Annotated in this window: 16 protein-coding genes; 6 read left to right on the top strand and 10 right to left on the bottom strand. The window is 63.1% G+C overall.

Annotated features, from left to right (window positions below; translation table 11 throughout):
• Positions 1-224 precede the first annotated feature (224 nt).
• Positions 225-671: a DUF695 domain-containing protein gene (locus tag ACN9MW_RS09180; protein WP_426170083.1), complete on the bottom strand. Its 447-nt coding sequence runs from the start codon at positions 669-671 to the stop codon at positions 225-227.
• 135 nt (positions 672-806) lie between these two features.
• Positions 807-2,447: a M28 family peptidase gene (locus tag ACN9MW_RS09175; protein WP_426170081.1), complete on the bottom strand. Its 1,641-nt coding sequence runs from the start codon at positions 2,445-2,447 to the stop codon at positions 807-809.
• A 117-nt stretch (positions 2,448-2,564) separates the two neighbouring features.
• Here ACN9MW_RS09175 and gluQRS point away from each other — a divergent pair, with 117 nt between their 5' ends.
• Positions 2,565-3,482: a tRNA glutamyl-Q(34) synthetase GluQRS gene (gluQRS, locus tag ACN9MW_RS09170; RefSeq protein WP_426170079.1), complete on the top strand. Its 918-nt coding sequence runs from the start codon at positions 2,565-2,567 to the stop codon at positions 3,480-3,482.
• A 47-nt stretch (positions 3,483-3,529) separates the two neighbouring features.
• Positions 3,530-3,838: a DUF4124 domain-containing protein gene (locus tag ACN9MW_RS09165; RefSeq protein ID WP_426170077.1), complete on the top strand. Its 309-nt coding sequence runs from the start codon at positions 3,530-3,532 to the stop codon at positions 3,836-3,838.
• 8 nt (positions 3,839-3,846) lie between these two features.
• On the opposite strand, the gene ACN9MW_RS09160 is transcribed toward ACN9MW_RS09165, so the two are convergent.
• Positions 3,847-4,149, bottom strand: coding sequence for a hypothetical protein (locus ACN9MW_RS09160; RefSeq protein ID WP_426170075.1), 303 nt, complete (start codon positions 4,147-4,149; stop codon positions 3,847-3,849).
• Positions 4,150-4,408: 259 nt separating this feature from the next.
• Here ACN9MW_RS09160 and ACN9MW_RS09155 point away from each other — a divergent pair, with 259 nt between their 5' ends.
• Together ACN9MW_RS09155 and ACN9MW_RS09150 are read left to right on the top strand one after the other, a co-directional pair.
• Positions 4,409-5,194 carry an alpha/beta fold hydrolase gene (locus ACN9MW_RS09155; protein WP_426170073.1) on the top strand — a complete coding sequence of 262 codons (786 nt, stop codon included), beginning with the start codon at positions 4,409-4,411 and terminating at the stop codon, positions 5,192-5,194.
• A 49-nt stretch (positions 5,195-5,243) separates the two neighbouring features.
• Complete coding sequence (locus ACN9MW_RS09150) at positions 5,244-5,429, top strand: hypothetical protein (RefSeq protein ID WP_426170071.1); 186 nt, start codon at positions 5,244-5,246, stop codon at positions 5,427-5,429.
• Here ACN9MW_RS09150 and ACN9MW_RS09145 read toward each other — a convergent pair.
• Positions 5,426-6,301, bottom strand: coding sequence for a LysR family transcriptional regulator (locus ACN9MW_RS09145; protein ID WP_426170069.1), 876 nt, complete (start codon positions 6,299-6,301; stop codon positions 5,426-5,428). The two genes, ACN9MW_RS09150 and ACN9MW_RS09145, sit on opposite strands and share 4 nt — an antisense overlap.
• 135 nt (positions 6,302-6,436) lie before the next feature.
• Between ACN9MW_RS09145 and ACN9MW_RS09140 the strand changes: the two genes are divergently transcribed.
• The gene (locus tag ACN9MW_RS09140; RefSeq protein ID WP_426170067.1) at positions 6,437-7,597 is read left to right on the top strand and encodes an MFS transporter; all 1,161 of its coding nucleotides are present in this window, start codon (positions 6,437-6,439) and stop codon (positions 7,595-7,597) included.
• Between the two features lie 138 nt (positions 7,598-7,735).
• Entirely contained in the window at positions 7,736-8,614 is an 879-nt protein-coding gene (locus tag ACN9MW_RS09135) for an SMP-30/gluconolactonase/LRE family protein (RefSeq protein WP_426170065.1), read from the top strand.
• A gap of 1 nt (position 8,615) precedes the next feature.
• Here ACN9MW_RS09135 and ACN9MW_RS09130 read toward each other — a convergent pair whose 3' ends face one another.
• From ACN9MW_RS09130 to ACN9MW_RS09105, 6 genes are all read right to left on the bottom strand, one after another.
• A complete protein-coding gene (locus ACN9MW_RS09130) occupies positions 8,616-9,557 on the bottom strand; it encodes a LysR family transcriptional regulator (RefSeq protein WP_426172160.1) in 942 nt (313 codons plus the stop codon).
• A 44-nt stretch (positions 9,558-9,601) separates the two neighbouring features.
• Complete coding sequence (locus ACN9MW_RS09125; RefSeq protein ID WP_426170062.1) at positions 9,602-10,558, bottom strand: glycoside hydrolase family 43 protein; 957 nt, start codon at positions 10,556-10,558, stop codon at positions 9,602-9,604.
• Positions 10,559-10,569: 11 nt separating this feature from the next.
• Positions 10,570-11,523 (bottom strand): galactofuranose ABC transporter, permease protein YjfF, encoded by a 954-nt coding sequence (gene yjfF, locus ACN9MW_RS09120; protein ID WP_426170059.1) that lies wholly within the window; start codon positions 11,521-11,523, stop codon positions 10,570-10,572.
• Complete coding sequence (locus ACN9MW_RS09115; RefSeq protein WP_426172158.1) at positions 11,520-12,473, bottom strand: ABC transporter permease; 954 nt, start codon at positions 12,471-12,473, stop codon at positions 11,520-11,522. Before ACN9MW_RS09115 ends, yjfF begins: the two co-directional genes overlap by 4 nt.
• 62 nt (positions 12,474-12,535) lie before the next feature.
• On the bottom strand, positions 12,536-14,080 hold the full coding sequence (locus ACN9MW_RS09110) for a sugar ABC transporter ATP-binding protein (protein WP_426170056.1): 1,545 nt from the start codon (positions 14,078-14,080) through the stop codon (positions 12,536-12,538).
• Between the two features lies 1 nt (position 14,081).
• Positions 14,082-15,044 carry an ABC transporter substrate-binding protein gene (locus ACN9MW_RS09105; protein WP_426170053.1) on the bottom strand — a complete coding sequence of 321 codons (963 nt, stop codon included), beginning with the start codon at positions 15,042-15,044 and terminating at the stop codon, positions 14,082-14,084.
• Between the last annotated feature and the right edge of the window lie 30 nt (positions 15,045-15,074).

Raw genomic sequence — 15,074 nt, 5'->3', positions numbered from 1 at the left:
GTGTTCGGCACGGGCATGTTCTTCGCCATCAAATGGCATCACGATAAAGAAAAGGGGGAGAAAGAGAAGGAGAAATAGAGAAATCAGCGGGCCGTAAGCGCCCGCAGAACACACCTTTAACGCTTCGATTAGTCGACCGACGTCCAGCGATGCGGCAGCAATTCCCAGTGCGGCCCTTGGGGTGGCGCCGGCGGGCGCGTCAGAGTTTTCCCGCTTATTGATACTTAGCTCGCAGCGCTGGCTGCACTGAAGTCATTGATCAGGTCTCGTAGTTCAGACCATGTTTCGTCTTTGTAGAATTTGATCTTAATTGGGAAACGCGGTTCTCCTGCAACGTGGGCATTGAGTGCGTCAAGGAATTTGTCACGGTCCGCAATGTAGTACACAAATTCCCTCAAGCCAGCGCCAACCCGGCGGTAGCATTCAACACAAAAATCCGCGCGCTCGATACGCCCAAGTGCCGCCTCAAGCATCAGCATTCGTTGGTTCTCGTCCACCTGCGGCATACCGTTATTTGCGGCTCCTTCATATTCCCAACGTATAACGGTCAGCCAGGGGATGGCACGCCGCGTCTCCTCTGCCGGCAGTTCTGGAACGTATGTCCAAAGAATTGGAAGTCCATCCTTCCACGTCTCCACAATGCGTCCGCGTGATTCGGAAATCTTTGTCATCGCTTGAAAAAATGCTTACTTGGATGGCGTTGAAAATGTCTGGTATTGGCTGCGGATACATTTAATCGAGACCTCACCTGAGGATGTCTGTCAGGCGAGGTGATCGATAAGAAGCCTGTTTGAGCGGCGCTACATCTATTTGGCGCGCGCTTTGCCGAAAGCGTCGCCAGCTTTCCACTCCGGCATCTTCGGCGCATCGGCTACGATACGCCCCAGGTTCAGGGTGAACTGCGCCATCTGCGTCATGCCAGCCATTGACCAGTTAGGGTCATATTCGTCGCTGACCTGGTGATAGCTCTTGCGGTACGCTGCACGCATCTGCTCCGCCTTCTCCTTGTCGCCCAGGTAATCGCTGCCCGAGGTGATGGAGAATGCCGGCACGCCCGCCTTGGCAAAACTGAAGTGGTCGGAACGGAAGTAACCGCCCGCCAGGTCCGGCTTCTCTTTCGCGATCACCATCTTCATGCCCTTGGCGGCGGTTTCCGCCATCTTGCCCAAGTCCGTGCGCTCGCTGCCGGCAGTGCCGATATCGCGCGTGGTGCCGATCCAGTTCAGGGAATCGAGGTTCAGGTTTGCAGCCGTTTTCGCCAACGGCCACAGTGGCGATTCAGCATACGCTGCGCTACCGAGCAAGCCCTGCTCTTCCGCCGCCACCCACAGGAACATCTGGCTACGCTTGGCAGGCGACTTCACCGCCTCCTGCGCCATCGCCAGCAAGGCCGCACTGCCGGAGGCATTGTCGACTGCACCGTTGTAGATGGTGTCACCGCTCGTGCCCTGCTTGCCCAGGTGGTCCCAATGAGCCGAGTAGATCACCACTTCATCCTTCAGTTTCGGATCGGTGCCCGGCACCACGCCCGCCACGTTGAACTGTTCGACATTGCGCACTTCAGCCTTCATGTCTCCCACCAGCCTGGCCTTCAGCGCCACCGGCTGGAAATCCTTGCGTTCAGCGGCCGCACGCAACTGGTCCAGGTCCAGGCCTGCAGCCTTGAACAACGCCAGCGCAGTATCGTTGGTTATCCAGCCTTGCAACTCGGTGCCCGGCGTGCCTTGCGCAAGCTGGAAACGTTCCACGCCGTCCCAGCTGTTTTTCACCACGCTGTAGCCATACGAAGCCGAAGCATCGGTGTGGATCAGCAGCGCGCCGATCGCGCCCTTGCGCTTGGCTTCTTCGAATTTATAGGTCCAGCGGCCGTAGTAAGTCAGGGCCTTGCCGCCGAAGCGGTTCGGCGCTTCGGCCGTTGGCATCGGGTCGTTGACCATCATGACGATGACCTTGCCCTTCACGTCCTGGCCCTTGTAGTCGTCCCAGCCCTCCTCCGAAGCGGTGATGCCGTAGCCGACGAACACCAGGTCGGCATTGAAGCTGTGCGCAGCCTTCGCATCGCCCGGAGCATAGACCCAATCCTTGCCGAAGCTGGCAGGCAGCGCCACGCCATTCACTTCCAGTCGCAGGTTGGAAGCCGCCGCATCGGTCTTCACGCCGGCGATCTTCACCAGCTGGCGGTAGGTGACGCCGTCAACCGGCTTCAGGCCCACGGCCAGGGCCTGGTTTTCCAGGTAAGCGACGGTCAGGTCGCCGCCGCGCTGGCCGGTGCCGCGGCCTTCCAGCAGGTCGCTGGAAAGGAACGCCAAATGGGCGCGCAGCGGCGCCTCTTGCACAATCGGCTGCATTGCCTTGCCGCCTTTGACGCCTGCTGCGTGGGCCGGAGCCAGCGCCAGCGCAATGCTGGCCGCGAGGGTGGACGCTACGAAGGTGATGGATTTAGTCATGTCTTTGTCTTGTGGATTGTCCATTGGGCGCGGCTGATGGCCGCGCGGGCATTCTAGCGGATTTGCCGCATGCGCCAAGCTGCAGCGCAGCATGCGGGGTGGTATGCTACGGCCCGTATGAAACAAAAGCCTTACATCGGCCGCTTTGCGCCCTCCCCGACCGGACCGCTGCACCTTGGTTCCCTGGTGGCGGCCATGGCCAGTTATCTCGACGCCAGGGTCCACGGCGGCCAATGGCTGGTGCGCGTGGAAGACGTTGACCGCGACCGCAACGTGGAAGGCGCCGACCAGCACATCCTCGCTTCGCTGCAACGCTGCGGCATGCAATGGGATGGCGAAGTCACCTGGCAAACCCAACGCGAGGGTCTATACGAAGCGGCGCTGCGCCAGTTGGGCGACAACATCTATCCGTGTGGCTGCTCGCGCAAGGAAATCGCGGATTCCCAACTGCGCCAGGGCCAAGCCGGCAACCCCAACCTGGTCTATCCCGGCACTTGCCGCAACGGACTGGCACCCGGCCGCACGGCGCGCGCGCTTCGCCTGCGCACGCCGCAGGAACCACACTGCGTGATCCACTTCCACGACCGATTCGCCGGCGACATCAGCCAGGACATCACGGCTGAAGTGGGCGACTTCGTGGTACGACGCGCCGACGGCTTCTGGGCCTATCAACTTGCCGTCGTGGTGGACGATGGCGCGCAAGGCATCACCGACATCGTGCGCGGGTCCGACCTGCTTGACTCGACGCCGCGCCAGATTTTCCTGCAACAGCTGCTTGGCTTGCCGCAGCCGCGTTACCTGCATTTGCCACTAGTGGTTACTGCCGACGGCGAGAAGCTGTCCAAGCAGACCGGCGCGCAAGCCTTCGATACCGGTGCGCCGGCCGAAAGCCTGCTCGGCAGCGCATTGCTGCCTGCCGCGCGATTCCTCGGGCTCGACGTGAAGGCCGGCAATATCGACGCCTTCTGGCGCGCGGCTGTTCCGGCCTGGGACGCAGTGCTGCGAGCCCACGGTGAGACGCCGCACAGACCATAAGCAGGGCCCGCCGCATACTGGCCTCACCAAGCGAAAGGAGGTGGGCCATGCGGCAATTACTGATCTCTTGCGCCTTGTGCGCCATGGCGCTACCGGCAACCGCCGAGGACAATTTCTTCCGCTGCGTCGACAACCAGGGCGTCGTCATGCTGACCGACCGGCCTTGTGAGAACGTGCCGAACGGCGCCCGGCCCATGCTGGAAAAGGAGCATTTCGTCCTGCCGCCATCCGAACAGACGCGCAGCCAGTGGGTGAATAAAGCGCCGGTTCACGTCTCGCCGAAAATCGATGTTCAGACCTTGCGCATGGCGCGGCAAGTCCTCGAGCTTCGAGACAAGGTCGCCAGCGCAAAATAAGGCCAGCCTTAGCGCTGGCCGTTCTCCTCGTCCAGCGGCAGCAACAGCATGCAGCCTGCCGCTGCGCCATGCACGATCGGCAGCAGCAGCAAGGTAATCTGGGCAGGGGCTTCGGGATCGCTGACGGAGAAGTAAGTGATTGCCACCGCCATCACAATGGGCGCCAAGGGCAATACCGCCGCCGACAAGTTGGCGGGATTGAGGCGGCGCACCGCCAGCAGGTTCAGCAGCAGTGCCACCAGGTAGAGGGCGCGGTACACCCATTCGGAACGGGCGGTGGCAAAGTGCACCCCTGCAAGCATCCCTTGCATAAGCAACCCGAGCAATAACGTCAGTAGAAGCGCGGGCAAGGCTGAGCGTTCCATGATCACGTTGGCCTCCATCGTCACTGAAAGTAACAAAGCAGTTTCTATGCCACGCTTATGTGTCAGGGGGAACCGGGCCGTGCGTTGCGGAATTGCTCGATTTCTGTAAGGAATTTCGACATCCAACGCTTGAAGCCGGCGGGTGAATGTTGCGGCGCGGTATAATAGCGGGCTTGTCTTTTGGATATCGGTTTCAGAGAAGAAGATGCACACTACGCCAGACACCCGCCCCGCCGTTGTACTTCTGCACAGTTCGCTTAGTTCGCGCAGCCAGTGGACCACCCTGATGGCCGAGCAAGAAGCCAATTACCGTTTTATCGCAATCGATCTGTTGGGTTATGGCAAGTCCGCCTTCCCGACCGAAGCTGCTGCCGCCGGCTACACCCTGGCGCATGAAGCCGATGCCGTGGCGGCCGCCCTGGCTTCCCATCTTGATGCCGGCGATCAATTCCACCTGGTTGGCCACTCCTACGGCGGCGCCACCGCCCTGCGCCTGGCGCGCCAGATGCGCGACCGCGTCCTGTCGCTGTCCGTGTTCGAACCGGTCGCCTTCCACCTGCTGCCAGCCAGCGATGCCGGACGCCAGGAAATCGAGGCCGTGGTGGCAAAAATCAACGCTGCGGAAAGCGCAGAAGACGCCACCCGCACCTTCATTGATTACTGGAACCGCGCCGGCGCCTTCGACTCCCTGCCGGAAGTGCAGCGCCACCGCTTCACCAATGGCATCGCCAAGGTCAAGCTGGACTTCGTCGCCCTGCTCGGCGAACCGGCCCGCGTGCCCGACATGGCGCAACTGGACCTGCCGGCACTGGTGATGGCCGGCGCCAAAGGCCCAGCCTCCACCCGCCGCGTGGCCGAAACCCTGGCTGCCGCACTGCCGCAAGCGCAGTTCACGCTGACCGCCGGCGGCCATATGGCGCCGATCACCCACGCGGCCGACGTCAACCAGGCGCTGCTCGGCTTCCTCGAAAACCAGCGCTTGATCGCTTGACACCGTTGGTCGATAATGACCCGATAATAATCCCGCACAGGCGAGCATCATGAGCGATACGCGCTATGACCAGCAGATGGCAGTACAGGTGGACAAGGGCATCGAACTGCTCGCCCAGATGGGCGCGGCCAACGCCTGGATCTACATGCAAACCATGCATGTGCCGCGCAGCGTGATCCTGCGCGTGCTGGCCTACCCTGGGCAGCGCCGCAATTGCGGCCCTTCGGTCCACTAGCTTAATTCACGCACCGCCTGCAGCACGCGCAGCTTGGCGGCATCGGGCCGCTTGCCGCTGCGCCAGGCCACCATCGTCTCCCACTCCCAGCGGGGCAAATCGCCAATCTCCAGTTTCACCAAGCTGCCCAGCTTGAGCTGGCGCGCGGCAGCCATCTCCGGCATGAAAGTAAGAAAGCCATGTTCCAGAGCCAGTTCGATTGCTGCGCTGGCCGGCTGGATGGCATGGATCGCGCTGTCGTTGCGGCGATGGGCGCGCAGCATGCGTATCAGTTCGTCGCAAGCCTCGCCCCAGAATTGCGGCGCCAGGCGCGCATTGGCCACATCGGCCAGTTTCAATGCTTTGCGCCGCGTTAGCGGATGGCCGCGCCGGACCACCGCGACAATCGGCGAACTATACAAGCGTTCCAGCTGGATGCCTGCGATGGCTGGGCACTTCAACACGAAGCCAAGGTGCGCCCGGCCGGTCAGCAGCTTTTCCATGATGACGGGCGAATGATCGGTGGTGCAGCGGATTTCCAGGGGCGCATCGGCCAGCTTGAGCAGCAAGGGACCGAACATCAGCGAGGCCAGCGAAGGCACGCAATCCAGCACCACTTGCGGCAATGCCGGCGCGCCCTGCACCGCCAGCTTGCCGGCTGCAATGGCATCAAGCGCCTGCTGCGCCGCAGGCAGGAAGGTCTGGCACGCCGGGGTGGGCGTGGCGCCGCGGCGATGGCGGGTAAACAGCTGCACGCCCAATTGCTCTTCCAGCGCTGCAACGCGCTGGCTCACTTGCGGCTGCGACCAGCGGCGCCGCGCCGCCGCCTGCGAGAAGCTGCCCGACTCCACGATTTCCACCAGCAGGGCCAGGTCATCAAAGTTGAGTGCCATAACAAATTTGAATATGAAATATCATGAGATAACTGCTTCTATTATGTCTTAACGCTATCTAAACTGTCAGCATCACTCACGGAGGCATGCATGGCGGCAGCGGCACGGGCAAGGAAATTGGGCAAGCGTTTCCTTATGACAGACCACATGCTCGTGGTATCCGGCTTCTATCTTGTATTTCCCGTGGTGGCACTGCACTTTGTTGGCCAGCTTGGCTGGGCCGCGGCCTCGGTCGGCCTCGCCCTCGGCGTGCGCCAGATGGCGCAGCAAGGCATGGCGCTGTTCGGCGGTTCGCTGTCCGACCGTTTCGGCGCCAAGCCGATGATTGTCGGCGGCATGCTGCTGCGGGCGCTGGGATTCGCAACGATGGCCTATGCCGTCAATCCCGCCATGCTGGTGCTCTCCTGCGTGCTGTCCGGCCTGGGCGGTGCCCTGTTCGACCCGGCGCGCGGCGCCCTGGTCGTCAAACTGACCCGTGCTGCCGAACGGCCCCGCTTCTACTCCGTCCTCATGATGCAGGAAAGCGTGGCCGCCGTGACTGGCGCCCTGCTCGGCACCATGCTGCTCGGCGTCGATTTCCGGTGGGTGGGCCTGGGCGGCTGTGCGGCTTTCGTGCTGGCGGCGCTGGCGAACGCCTGGCTGCTGCCAGCCTACCGCGTCGCCACTCCCGGCACTTCGGCGGTCAAAGCCATGCGCATTCCTTTGCGCGACAAGCCTTTCATCATGCTGGTGCTGACGCTGAGCGGCTATTACATCATGACGGTGCAGCTGATGATGCTGGTGCCGGTTACCCTGACCGAGCTTTCCGGCACACCGCGCACCGTGGCCTGGATGTATGCGGTGGATGCCCTGCTGGCGCTGATGCTGCTGTACCCGATGGCGCGCCTGGGCGAGCGCTACCTGACGCTGGAAGCGCGTCTGCTGGCCGGCATCGGCATCATGTGCGGCGCGGTGCTGGCCATGTCGGTGGCAGCTGCGTTGCTGCCGATGTTCGTTTGTATCGCCGTGTTCTATACCGGTTCGCTGGTGGCCGAACCGGCGCGCGAGTCGCTGGTATCACGCTACGCGCTGCCCTCCGCGCGGGCAAGCTATATGGGCTTGAGCCGTTTCGGGCTTGCGCTGGGAGGCCTGTTCGGCTACACGGCAGGCGGCTGGCTGCTGGACTGGAGCCGCGCCGTGCACACGCCTGCATTGCCCTGGCTGGTGCTGGCCGCGATTGGACTGCTGACGCTGACCGTGCTGGCTTGCGCTGCCGCTCCGCTGCCGCAAAAAAAGAGCCCGCCAGTGGCGGGCTAAACACTTTGGTTGGGTATTTCATTGTAGTGCGCGAAAACGCATCTGATTCTCTCCAATCGTCACCCCATGCCAAATTAGTTATAGCTGGCCTGAAAAAATGAATCACGCGTCCTGCGCTTCGCCGCATAGAATGCAGGAATGAAATCCTATACCGCCCAATGCGTCCTGCCCCTTGCCGCTGAGCTGGGCGAAGGACCACTCTATTTGCCAGGGCAGGATCGCCTGCTGTTTGTGGATCTCAAGCGTTGCATCCTGCATGCGTGGGATGCCGGCGTCCACGAGCACCGCAGCTGGCTGCTGCCTGACTATATCTGCTGGCTGGTGCCGCGCCGCGACGGCGATGGCTTCATGGCCGGCCTGCGCGACAGCGTAGTGCGACTGTGGCTGGAGCCGGAACTGCGCGTCGAGACGGTCGTGCGCGTAGTCGATGGCGCCGCTGGCCAGCGCCTGAACGACGCCAAGATCGATCCGAGCGGCCGCTTGTGGCTGGGCTCCATGCACAATACCGATTACCGGCAAAAGGTGGGCAAGCTGTTCCGCCTTGATCCGGACCAGAGCCTGCGCGTGGCCGACGAGGGCTACCACATCTGCAACGGCCCGACCTTCGCGCCTGATGGCAGCGCGCTGTATCACTCGGACAGCTTCCTCGACGTGACCTACCGCTACCCGCTGGCAGCCGATGGCAGCCTTGGACCACGCGAAACCTGGCGCCGCTATACCGACGGCGGTTCGCCGGACGGCATGCAGGCGGATAGCGAAGGATGCATCTGGATTTCCACCTGGGGCGGCAAACGCGTTTGCCGTTTCAGCCCGGAAGGCGAACTGCTGGCGGAAGTGCAACTGCCGACATCGCATCCTGCGTCGCTGGCATTCGGCGGCGAAGACCTGCGCACGCTGTACATCACCACGGCGCGGGAAGGCCTGTCGGCGGAACAGTTGGCGCAGGAACCGCTGGCGGGCGCCCTGTTCAGCGCCCGCATCGACGTGCCGGGATTGCCGGCCAACGCCTTCGGCTAAGTCAGTACAACTCTTTCGCCGCGCTGCGCACAGCCTGCAACAACAGGTTGGCGCCCGGCGACATCAGGTGGTCGGCCTTGGTGATGATGCCGAATGCGTCCATGCGGAACGGCAGTTCCAGCGGCAGAATCGACAGTACGTTCAGCTCTGCGTAATAACGCGCCACCTCCACCGGCATCACGTGGATGGCATCGGTCTTCTGCAGCAGTGCGGTAATCAGGAGCTGGGAAGTGGTGTCGACCACGTCGACCGGCGGTTCCAGGCCGGCGCGGCGGAACATCATGTCGCAGCGGTGGCGCAGGATGCTGCCTTGCGGCGGCAGGATCCACGGGCGGTTGGCGATATCCTTCAATTGCAGCTTCTCGCGCTCCAGCAGTGGATGGCCGGTGCGCACAACGGCGCATGCCGGCTCCTCGGTCAGCTCTTCGTACACCAGGCCCGCCGTGCTTTCCTTTTCCAGGATGCGTCCGATCATGAAATCCAGCGTGCCGCGCTGGAGCAGTTCCATCAGCACGTTACTGGCTTCCACCTGCACGCCGATACGCAGCAGCGGCGCTTCCTTTTTCACGCGGGTGATGGCGTTGGGCAGCAGGTTCATCGCCGGCGTCATGATGACGCCGACTTCCACCTGGCCGGACAAGCCGGCTTTCAGCGTCACGATATCGTCATGCGCCAGGGCCAGGCTGGTGAGGGCCATGCGGGCGTGGCGGATCATGGTTTCGCCGTACAGCGTCGGCTCCATGCCGCGCGGCAGGCGCTCGAACAGCTTCACGTCCAGCATGTCCTCAAGGTCCTTGAGTTGCTTGGAAGCGGCGGGCTGCGTCATGTGCAGTTCTTCCGCAGCGCGGTGGATGTTGCGGTGTTCATCCAGCGCGATCATCAGCAGCAGTTGACGAGTTTTCAACCTCGCCTTCAGGAACCAGTTCGGATTCGGGGTAGTCATGCGAGGCATGATACCACCGCCGTTATCGACCAATAAGTCGCGCCTCATTTGCAGCCCGGCGCAGGGTTGGCGGCCGGACCTTCAGCCGTTTGCGGGATGAAGGCAATGGTGCCGTCAGGGTTGTAGTGCAGTTCTTCCACCGCCACGGAACGGCGGTATTCGCCGCCTGTCGGCAGCTTGTCGTTGTGGTAGAAGATGTAGGACTTGCCGTTGAAATCGATCACCGCCTGGTGAATGGTCTTCACCACCTTGTTCATGTCCATGATCTTGCCGCGGAAAGTCCATGGGCCGGTGGCGCTAGGCCCCGTGGCGTAGGCAGTCTCCTCCGGGAAGTTGCGCGAATAGGTCAGGTAGTAGGTCTTGTCGTGGCGGTGCAGGTACGCCGCTTCGGTGAAATTGTCGATGCCGACGGTATGGATCGGGCCATCGAGTTCGATCATATTCGGCTTCAGCTTGGCGTATTTCAGCACGCGATTGCCCCAGTACAGGTAGGCCTGGCCGTCCTTGTCGATGAAGACCGCCGGGTCGATATCGTCCCAGGGAATATCGGTTTCCCTGGTCATGTCGTTGGTGATCAGGGCACTGCCGCGCGCATCGACGAAGGGGCCGGTCGGCTTGTCCGACACCGCCACGCCGATCGCTTTGCCCGGCTTGCTCGCATCGTGTTCGACCGGGGCGTAAAAGTAGTACTTGCCATTGCGCTTGGTGACGTCGGCAGCCCAGGCGTCGGCCTTGGCCCATTTGAAGGTCTTCACGTTCAGCGGCGACCCCATGTCGGTCCAGTTCTTCATGTCGCAGGAGGACAGCACGCGCCATTCGCGCATCAGGTAGTCCTTGCCTTCCGGCGCCGCTTCGTCGCGGCCAACGTAGAGGTAGACGCGGTTGCCGTCGACCAGTGCCGCCGGGTCGGCAGTGAAGATATTCGATACAAGCGGATTGGCTGCCTGCGCCAGGGTACACATCGTCGCCAATGCCGATGCGACGGCCGATTTCTTGAACATGAAGTCTCCTTTTAGTTTTTCTGTTTCCAGGCCAGCAGGCGTTGCAGCGCGCAGAACGCGAACAACAGCACGCCGATGACGATCTTGGTCCACCACGAGCTGAGCGTGCCGTCGAACACGATCAGGGTCTGGATGGCGCCCAGCACCAGCACGCCGGTCAGGGCGCCGGCCACGTAACCGTAGCCGCCAGTCAGCAGCGTGCCGCCGATCACCACGGCGGCGATCGCATCGAGTTCGGTGCCCTGCGCGTGCAGGCCGTAGCCCGACAGCATGTAGAAGGCGAATAGCAGGCCGGCCAGCGCCGCGCAGCCGCCACTGATGGCGTACACGGCGACCTTGGTGGCGCCCACCGGGAGTCCCATCATGTGGGCCGATTGCTCGTTGCCGCCGACTGCATACACGGCGCGGCCGAACGGCGTCATATGCGCCACCACCATGGCCACCGCCAACAGGACCAGCGCAATCACCACGCCCGGCGAGATAAAGCCGTCAAAGACCCCGACCTGCGCCTGCGAGATGGCGACGAAGGCCGGGTCCTCGATCGGGATCGAATTCACGCTGATCAGGTAGCACAGGCCGCGTGCCAGGAACATGCCGCCCAAGGTGACAATGAAAGGCTGCAGGCGGAAAAAGTGGATCAGGGCGCCCATGCCGGCGCCGAACACGACGCCCATCAGCAGCACGGCAACCATCACGGCCGCGGGCGGCCAGTGCGCCGCATGCAGCAGCCATGCGGCGACCATGGTACTGAGCGCCAGCACCGAGCCTACCGACAGGTCGATGCCGCCGGACAGAATGACAAAGCTCATGCCGACGGCGATCACCAGCAGGAAGGCATTGTCGATCAGGAGGTTGAGCATCACCTGCAGCGACAGGAAGCCGGGATAGGCGATGCCCCCTGCCACCAGCAATGCAAGCAACAGGCCGACAGTAACGAGGGAAGTAAAGTACGGGGCGCGGGTCATGCCTTGCTCCTTTGCGACAGGCATACCGCGAACACCACCAGCGACTTGACGACGAGGTTGACTTCCGGCGGCACGCCGAGCGAATACACGGTGTAGGTAAGGGTCTGGATGATCAGGGCGCCGATCACGCTGCCGACCAGGTTGAACTTGCCGCCGGCCAGCGAGGTGCCGCCCAGGGTGACGGCCAGGATGGCGTCCAGTTCCAGCAGCAAGCCGGCATTATTGGCGTCGGCGCTCTTGATGTTGGAGCTGATGATCAGCCCCGCCAGTCCGGCGCATACCGCGCAGAAGGCGTAGCTGGCGAAAATCAGCGCCCCGGCGCGGATGCCGGCCAGCCGCGCCGCAACCGGGTTGACGCCGACCGCTTGCGTGAACAGGCCGAGCGCGGTCTTGCGCATCGCCAGCGCGACGGCTGCGACCACTGCCAGCGCAAGATACAGCGCCACCGGCAGGCCAAGCAGGTAGCCGCTGCCCAGCACGAAGAAATCTTCGCGGTAGACGGTGATGATCTGGCCGTCGGTAACCAGCTGCGCGAGGCCGCGTCCGGCGACCATCAGCACCAGGGTGGCGACGATCGGCTGCAGGCCAAGGCTGGCTACCAGCAGGCCGTTCCAGACGCCGCATAACAGCGCGGCGCCCAGTGCTGCGGCAAAGGCCAGCCACAGCGGCTGCTCGGCGGCGGCCACGGTGCAGGCGACGGCAGCGGCCAGCGCTACCACGGCGCCGACCGAAATGTCGATGCCGCGCATGGCGATCACAATGGTCATGCCGGTAGCCGCCAGCATCAATGGCGCGGCGCGGTTCAGGATGTCAACCATGGCGCCGTACAGGTGGCCATCCTTCACTTCCAGGTGGAAGAAGCCGGGCACGGCGAACAGGTTAATCAGCAGCAGCACGGCCAATGCGCCGAGCGGACGTGCCAGCGGGTGGGCCAACAGGCGCGCAGCCATGCCCGGGCCGGCGTTCGCTGCGCGCGAGGCCGGCGCAGCAGCCAGGTGGGCGGTATTCTGCGTCATGCTGCCTCCCCTGCAATGGCATGCAGCACGGTGGTTTCATCGAGCTCGCCGCGCTGGTATTCGCCGCATGCTGCGCGGTCGCGCATGACAATCATGCGGTCGCTGCAGCGCAGTACTTCCGGCAGCTCGGACGAGATAAACAGCAGCGACATGCCGCGCTTGCACAGCGTTGTTACGTAATCCATGATTTCCTGCTTGGCGCGCACATCGATGCCGCGCGTTGGTTCGTCCAGGATCATCAAGCGCGGATCGGTGGCCAGCCAGCGCGCCAGCAGCACCTTCTGCTGGTTTCCGCCGGATAGTGCGCCGATCGGCGTTTCGATGCTGGCAGTCTTGATGCCGAGCGCCTTGACATATTCTTCCGCCAGTTCGCGCTGGCGTTGCATCGGGATGGCGCGCAGCATGCCCTGGCGGGCCTGCATCGCAAGCACCAGGTTTTCGCGCACGGAGAGCGACAGGATCGCGCCTTCCAGCTTGCGGTCTTCCGAGCAGAAGCCAATGCCGGCGGCAATCGCCTGGCGCGGGTTGGCGAAGGTGCCGTAGACCTTGTCGCCGATGGCGATATCGCCTTTGTCGGCGCGGTCGGCGCCGAACAGCAGGCGCGCCAGCTCGGTACGCCCGGCGCCCAGCAAGCCTGCCAGGCCAAGCACTTCGCCTTCGCGCACCTGCATGTCCATCGGCTGCAGCACGCCTTTGCGGCCCAGGCCGCGCGTCTCGAGGACAACGCGCGCCGCAGCAGGTTGCTGCACTACGTCACCACGTTCCGCCACCGGGCCGGCGCTGGCAGCCGGATCGGCGGCGTCGGCCGGTTTGCCGATCATCTTGTTCACCAGGGCCAGCCGCGACAGGTCGGCCGCGGCATACTCTCCTTCGCGTTCGCCATTGCGCATCACGGTGATGCGGTCGGAAATCGCGTAAGTCTGGTCCAGGAAGTGGGTCACGAACAGGATCGCCATGCCCTGCTCGCGCAGCCGGCGCAGCACGCGGAACAGCAACTGCACCTCCGCCTCGTCGAGGCTGGAAGTAGGCTCGTCCAGCACCAGCACGCGCGAGGAAATGTTCAAGGCACGCGAGATCGCCACCATCTGCTGGATCGCCAAGGGATAGCGCGACAAAGGCGCCGTCACATCGATATCGATCTCCAGCTCACGCAGCAAGGTAGCCGCGCGCGTCCGCATTCCCTTCCAGTCCACCGTGCCCCACTTGCGCGGATAACGGCCGATGAAGATGTTCTCGGCCACCGACAGGTTCGGACACAGGTTCACCTCTTGGTACACCGTGGAAATGCCCAGCTCCTGCGCCTCCAGCGTCGAGCGCGGATGGATCGCACGGCCTTCAAGCGTGATGCTGCCCTGGTCCGGTGCATGCACGCCGGTGAGCACCTTGATCAGGGTCGACTTGCCCGCCCCGTTCTGCCCCATCAGCGTGTGCACTTCGCCAGGGTAGAGCCGCAGCCCCGCCTCGCTCAGCGCCTTCACGCCCGGGAACGCCTTATGGATGCCGGACAGCTCCAGCACCGGCGTCGCCGCTGCGGTAGCCATCTCAGTATTTCCGGTTAGGGAGTTCTTTTGCTGCCACTTCCGCCGGGAACACGCGTTCCTCGGTCACGATGCGCGGCGCCACAGGCTTGCCGGCGACCACATCCTGCGCCGCCTTCATCAGTTGCGGGCCAAGCAGCGGGCTGCATTCGACCGACACGTTCAGCTTACCGGCGATCATGGCCTGGAAAGCGCCCTTCACACCGTCGATGGAAACGATGATGATGTCCTTGCCCGGTTTCAGGCCCGCTTCTTCAATGGCCTGGATGGCGCCGATCGCCATATCGTCGTTGTGCGCGTACAGCACGTTGATGTCCTTGCCGTGGGCTTTCAGGAAGGCTTCCATCACCTCCTTGCCCTTGGCGCGGGTGAATTCGCCGGTCTGGGTGCGGATCACCTTCAGCTTGGCGTTGCCCTTGATGGCTTCTTCAAAGCCGGCCTTGCGGTCCAGCGCCGGCGCCGAACCCACGGTGCCCTGCAGCTCCACCACATTCAGCACCGGCTTGCTCTGCTTGGCCGCATAGTCCACCAGCCATTTGCCGGCGCGGCGGCCTTCTTCCACGAAGTCGGAGCCGATCAGGGTGACGTACAGCGACTTGTCCGCCACTTTTACCGCGCGGTCGGTCAGGATGACCGGGATCTTGGCAGCCTTGGCTTCACGCAAAACGGTTTCCCAGCCGGTTTCCACGACCGGTGAGAACGCGATCACGTCCACGCGCTGGGCGATGAAGGACCGGATCGCCTTGACCTGGTTTTCCTGCTTCTGCTGGGCGTCGGCGAACTTGAGGGTGATGCCGGCCTGTTTGGCGGCATCCTTGATGGAGGCTGTATTGGCCGTGCGCCATTCACTTTCGGCGCCAACCTGGGAAAAGCCCATTACCAGAGGCTTGGCTGCGAACACGCTGCCCGAAGCAGCAAAGGCGAGGGCGAACGCGCCGCCAAGGATAGTCCTGCGGGTGACTTTCATGCCGGTCTCCAAAATTATAGTAGATCAATA

The organism is Pseudoduganella sp. R-34 (genome assembly GCF_049904655.1).
Classification (GTDB): Bacteria; Pseudomonadota; Gammaproteobacteria; order Burkholderiales; family Burkholderiaceae_D; genus Rugamonas.
This window is presented reverse-complemented; position numbering and strand designations above follow the sequence as displayed.